Raw genomic sequence first — 4,590 nt, 5'->3', positions numbered from 1 at the left:
CACGCTGCAAGCCGTCCAAAATCAATCCGGTCGTTCAGGTCGAGGTCGAAGCGGCCATAAAGGTAGCCGACTGGCTCAAATATATCGAAAATGGCGCGGCAAAATCGGGCACCGCCGATCCGATGGGCACCTATGACTTTACATGGATGTGGGAAGAACTGGGGCTTAGCGACCTCCGGCGGTAACGGCCATCATGCGGTTCTTGAAATGTTCTCGCTTAGCGTTGTCTGGCGTACCTTCCACGCGATGCCCTCTCATTCTACGCGAGTGGGGCTCAACCAGGATTTGTTCACCAGCGGCGAGGATCTCGCCGGGATTATGGATGCGCTACGCTGGAAATCGCCGAGGATGCCGCTGGCCTATAATCGTAATCTCGCCGCAGAGCATGGTGCTGCCGGTCGGCTGATGGCGAAGATTGGGTGAACTAATGAGGTTTATAGGCAGACCGCTGGTATTGAAATCGCTTAAGCGAATTCTCGTACTCGGATGCTCCGTTAGTTCTTGACGGAAGCGGACGTTCAGCGTCCGTCGAGGCCGCAGTTCGGTAGGGAAGTCTGGTCGTTGCGTGGCAGCGACTCTATTGGGCAGGATTCCGGAAATCAGAAGTCGAAACATGTTCGTCCTCCGAACCCGCTAGCCTCTCTTATTCACCGGGCTGCTGCGTGATGGCTTAATCCGGGACGGGGTGGCAGGCTGAGGCGGCCAGCGCGAGTTGCCCTGTGGCGACTATTTCATCGCGTTTGGCCGAGAGGTTTGCGGGGTTTCTGGACAGGGTGGATCGATCTGCGGCCGCGCCGCGCCGTTCAGGTCGGCGCGGGTTTGAGGGCGCGGGCGATATGCTGGAAGATGTCGGCGTCGGGGCAAGCGCTGGCGAAGGCGATGCGGATGCGACTGGCGGTTTCGACGACGCGGGCGGCGACCTTGATGAGGCGGATGCGGATGGTGGCGAACTCGGCGTTCCTCAGCGCTGCGGTGGCGGGCACGGCCTGCCGCAGCTTCCACATCAGCCAATATGCGGCGGTGTGGAGGATGAGGCGCATCTGGTTGGCATTGGCCGATCGGCACGAGGTGCGATCGCTCTTCAACTGGGTCTTGTGGAGTTTGATGAGGTTTTCGGCCTGGCCACGAGCACAATAGAGCGTGTCGTAGATGTGCTCGGCGCTACCAAGCTCGATCGAGGTGACGACGAAGCGGATATCGAGGCCCATAGTGCTGGCTTCGATCCGCGCGACGACCCTGCGTTTGGTCGGCCCCCAGGATTTGGCGGCGTAGCAAGTCTCGGCATAACGGCGCAGCACGCCCAATCCCTGCAGCGCCCGGTCGGTGGCACAGGCATCGCCGCGATTGACGATGACGGGATCGGCATGGAGCGCCTTGTTGCCGGGCAGGCCGAACACATAGTCGATGCCGTTCGCCTCGCACCACGCCATGATCTCGGGGCGGCCGTAATGGCCATCACCGCGTAGCGTGATGCGGGTATTGGGCCAGTGGCGGCGGATGCGCCGGATCAGCCGACGCACATGGCCTGCCGTCTCGACCCCCGATGGGCTCTTGCCGGTGCGCAGCAGCATCGCCACCGGACGTCCAGTCGCGGTGTCATAAACATGGATCGGCAGGAAGCAGCGCTCGCCATAATGGCCGTTCCAGAAGGAGAGCTGCTGGCCGCCATGGACGACATCAACCGTCTCATCGATATCAAGCGTCACCGCGACCGGCGGCACGGGATAGCTCGCGCAGTAGAGATCAACGAGCGCGCCTGTCAGACGCACCAGTTCGCGCGTCGTCGGCGCATTCTCCCAGCGGCTCATCGTTGGCTGGCTTGCCAGGCCGATCACGCCGCCGGGCAGTTTGCCGAGCGCCAGCTTGAACCCAGGATCGTGACGCAAACTGTCGAGATCATCGGCATCCTCATAGCCGCAGGCGATCGCCAGCATGCGAGCGCGCAGGATGTCGTCGAGATCGTGGACGACGCGGCTCTGGTCGCGAGGGTCGCAAATGCAGGCGGCAAGCCGTTCCGCAATGCCAAGCTGTCGCTCGGCCTGCGCCAGCAGCAATACGCCACCATCGGATGTCAGCCGACCGCCGTCGAAGGCGGCGGTCATTTTCTTGCGGCAAATCGCTGGGAATGAGAAACCGAGGAGGCTATCATCTGCCATGGCGGTCGTGGCACTTTCTGTCCGGCGTAGAGGGATGATTTAAGCACTCTTTCTCTACTCCAGATCAGTAACTTACGCCACGTCCGCCAACCCCATCCCATGCCGCCGGTGAATAAGACGGGTTAACCTTCCGCACAGCCCCGCACTTTCCGGGTCACTCTGCACACTTCAAATCTCAACCGACAATCAGGTGAATAGCTTTAGCGTCGTTCTGCCAACCACTTAAGCGCCGATAGGCTTGGCATGAACAGATATTCGCCTCCCTTCATGACATTGAAGGTCTGCACACCGTCGATGCGCTTGCGCGCAGGCGCCTGCGGGATCGTGAACCGGCCGTCCTCCTCATGCAGACCAACGATTGGATCGCGCTCCTCGCCGAGGTCGACGAAATTGCCGCGGTTGATCCATTCCTGCTGCATGAACTCGATCGTGTCGTAAGCGCGCGCGCTTATGAAGATGAAGAACAGGCCGCGATCGCCTTTGGCATCGTCTTTCGGCGCCACATCCTCGGAATAAACCGGCCCGAAAGTCGAGGAACGGCGGATGATGCGGTGAATGTTGACGTCGGTGAGCAGTGTCAGCTCGGAATCGCGGGGATTGAGCCGGCGCATATGACAGCCGAGCGGCACGACGCGGCCTTTGGGGTCGTCCTTGAAATTGAAGTCGTTGTTGCGCTGCGGATCGGCGCCGAGGTCCGGGTCGTCATGATCCGGCGACAACGTCAGTGGAGCGCCTGACCGCCAGCGACCGAACATCTTGGCGGCAAGACGTTCGCGGTCCTCCGCCGTCTCGCCATGGGCCTTGAGGAAGGCGTTGAAGCAGCCGACCCGGCTGTTGTACTTGCGCAGGACGACGAAGGTGCCGTTCTTTCCCAGCGCCGCAGGTTCAGGCATGCCGAGCGGCTGGCCGTTCTCGCTCTCGTATCCAAGGATGAACTCGCCCGCCTTGATCGCGCGTTCCTCGCCGGGCAGCGGATCGACGCCGCTGCCTTCGACGGCGGGCTGGGAGATCGAATCCCGGAAGCCGAACGGGTTTTTCGCGCCGTCCGGCGCGCCGAAGCGATGCTCGCCGATCAAGGTGACGCCGCTGCTCTGGTCGAGTTCGGTTCGCGCGGTCGCCAGCGCCTTGTCGAGCGCCGCATCGTCGACCGCGTAGATGGTCAGCGCGAGATGGCAGTTGCCCGGCTTGAACACGTCCTCCCAGTTTTCCGGCGCGTTGGGTCCTAAGTCGCGGAGCTGCTCCGAGCGCGCCGCCATGCCCTGCTGAAAGGGGAGCGGGAATGTCTTGAGCTGCGCTTCAGGAACGCCGAGCGCCTTTAGTCCCTCGAAGCTGAGTGCAGCGCCTATCCAGAAATCGAGATCCTCGTTCCAGTTGTCGGCGGATGCGATATGGGGCGCGAGCCGGCCCAGCAAAGCGCGCGCGCCCTCGGCCTCGTCGAAATGGAGCATCGCATGGATGCCGACATAGGGCTCCGGCCGGCTTCGCAGGATCAGCGCCTGGATATCGTGCAGGTCGAGCGTAACGCTGTCCCTCGAGAAGCGCTCTTTCAGCTTTTGAAGGATCGTCATCGCTCAGCCCACCTTGTCCAGGAATTCGTTGACGGCATGTTCCATCCGCTGAAGCCGACGCACGTCGACGACCGTGACCTGCGGGTTGGCGACGAACCATCCGGCGGCGGTGATCTGATGTTCGCGATGAAATCCTTGACCTTCGGGCTCGCGATGCCCGGCCAGCCTTCGACCGAGGCGAAGAGCAAATCCATCAGGTCAGGGATCTTGGTGGCGAAGTCGTTGATATAGGTGTCCCAGTCGCCGTAATAGGCGGTGGCGAACAGGATGCGGGTGTCGTTGTCGAAGAAGACGAACCGCATGTTGTGCAGGGTGCCGACCTTCTGCGCCCCGTCGAAATTGCCGTTCACGAGTCCGAAGATGCGTTTCAGCCGGTCCGCGCCGCCCGGCTTGAGGTTGGCGATGGCGGTGAGCTCGGAGACATTGCCGGACTGCGCGCCGACGCGACCGGCCGAGCCGGCCGTGCCCTTGAGGTCGGGATTGTGCTTCGTCACCATCTGCTCGAGCGCGAGCTTGGCGAGCTGCGGCGCGTCGCCGGCCACTTCCTCGATCCGCCGCCGGATGGCCTGAAGGCGGGTTTCGTCGATCTGCGGGTTTTCTTCGGTCTCGGCCATGACTGGCCTCCTTTCGTGATTTCGTGTGTCGATCGGTGCGTCAGTCCGGGATGGCGTCGATGTTTGTCGGCTCGACACGCGGCTGCGCGTTCATCTCATGGCGGTAGCGGGTGGATCGCTCATAGGCGGCGATGCGCACCCGCATGATCGATCCGAGCGGCTGGTGCTCGCGGATACCGTGCCAGGGATTGAACGACAGCACGTCATCGCCATAGACCCGCCGCGCCGGCGAATAGGCGTCCTGCGGCGGGA

General features: G+C 62.3%; 4 protein-coding genes and 2 pseudogenes. 2 read left to right on the top strand and 4 right to left on the bottom strand.

Features of this window, described 5'->3' with window-relative positions; all coding sequences use genetic code 11:
* Both IL54_RS01825 and IL54_RS22560 read left to right on the top strand, forming a co-directional pair.
* Positions 1-185 (top strand): hypothetical protein (locus IL54_RS01825; RefSeq protein WP_156106065.1); only part of this gene is annotated, 185 nt, incomplete at its 5' end.
* 67 nt (positions 186-252) lie between these two features.
* Positions 253-423: pseudogene (locus tag IL54_RS22560) on the top strand (integrase); the annotation flags it as partial.
* 380 nt (positions 424-803) lie between these two features.
* Here the strand turns inward: IL54_RS22560 and IL54_RS01820 are convergent.
* The 4 genes and pseudogenes from IL54_RS01820 to IL54_RS01805 form a co-directional block, all read right to left on the bottom strand.
* The gene (locus IL54_RS01820) at positions 804-2,156 is read right to left on the bottom strand and encodes an IS1380 family transposase (protein ID WP_037472266.1); all 1,353 of its coding nucleotides are present in this window, start codon (positions 2,154-2,156) and stop codon (positions 804-806) included.
* A 200-nt stretch (positions 2,157-2,356) separates the two neighbouring features.
* Complete coding sequence (locus IL54_RS01815; RefSeq protein ID WP_037472601.1) at positions 2,357-3,724, bottom strand: Dyp-type peroxidase; 1,368 nt, start codon at positions 3,722-3,724, stop codon at positions 2,357-2,359.
* Entirely contained in the window at positions 3,721-4,338 is a 618-nt protein-coding gene (locus IL54_RS01810; protein ID WP_237748753.1) for a hypothetical protein, read from the bottom strand. The genes IL54_RS01815 and IL54_RS01810 overlap by 4 nt, the downstream gene beginning before the upstream one ends.
* A gap of 40 nt (positions 4,339-4,378) precedes the next feature.
* Positions 4,379-4,590, bottom strand: a pseudogene (locus IL54_RS01805) (catalase); the annotation flags it as partial.

This window comes from Sphingobium sp. ba1, assembly GCF_000743655.1.
In the GTDB taxonomy this organism is placed as follows: Bacteria; Pseudomonadota; Alphaproteobacteria; order Sphingomonadales; family Sphingomonadaceae; genus Sphingobium.
This window is presented reverse-complemented; position numbering and strand designations above follow the sequence as displayed.